This is a genomic window from Caballeronia sp. ATUFL_F1_KS39, assembly GCF_023630985.1.
Lineage (GTDB): Bacteria > Pseudomonadota > Gammaproteobacteria > Burkholderiales > Burkholderiaceae > Caballeronia > Caballeronia zhejiangensis.
The window spans coordinates 1-991 of sequence record NZ_JALQDZ010000046.1 but is presented as its reverse complement, the minus strand read 5'-3'; the positions used below and the strand labels follow the sequence as shown (position 1 = coordinate 991).

Below are 991 nucleotides of genomic sequence, written 5' to 3'. Positions count from 1 at the left end.
CAAAGCGATCCACCGCCCTCGCGCGCTGGATCACGGGCAGGCAGAACTACTATCTCAAGGTGCGAGGCGCACCGCCGAGCGATGGCCTCTCGATCATCTCCGTCAAGGCGATCGAGCGGCTAGGCAGTCCGTATCACATCACGCTTGAACTGACCGCCAATGTGGAACTGGCGCGCGCCGACTATCTCGGGCACAACGCGACGTTCAGCATCGAGCCGTTACCCGGCGACGGCACGCCGCGCGAGTGGAACGGCAACATCACGCGCTTCACACGAACTCGCAAGACGCGCGACTTCTGCGCGTATCGCGTCGTGGTCGAATCGCCGCTTGCGCGTTTGCGCATCACCAAGCGCTCGCGCATCTATCAGAACAAGACCGTGCCCGAGATCATCGAGACGATCTTGCGCGATCACGATTTCCTCACGCATCAGTTCGCGTTCAAGCTGCGGCGCAAGTTTCCGAAGCTCGTCTTTCACATGCAGCACCAGCTATCAGACTGGGCGTTCATCCATCTGTTGATGCGGCAGGCGGGGCTGTTCTGTTACACGCGCCCCGGCGATTTCGGCGATCAGGTCATCTTCGCCGATGACATCGATGGATACGACTATTCGCTGCGGGCGAACGTGCTCTATCGCGAGACTTCAGGGCTGGAAACGGGCCACGAAGCGGTCTTGTCGTTGCAGCAGCAGAGCGTGACCGTCGCGCAGTCGATCCGCGTTCGCGACTACAACCCCCTGCGTTCATGGGAGCCGATCGAAGCGCAAGTCAATCTCGCGCGCGACGATAAAACCACCTACGGACAGTCCTATACGTGGGGTAGCCGCCATCTCGACGCCGACGCCGCCAAGTTCGAAGCGCAACTGCGGCACGAAGAAGCGCTGTCCGGACAGATCCGTTTTGACGGCAAGAGCACGGTGTCGGCATTCTGTCCGGGGCTGGTGGTGCGGCTCGACGAGAAGCTGCCCGATGCGCCGCATGGCATGGTGCTGTC

The 991-nt window shown here is 61.5% G+C and carries 1 protein-coding gene; it reads left to right on the top strand.

Translation table 11 applies throughout. The features are described 5' to 3' along the window. A partial coding sequence (locus NCR93_RS24480) for a type VI secretion system Vgr family protein (RefSeq protein ID WP_250532297.1) occupies positions 1-991 on the top strand: 991 nt, incomplete at both ends.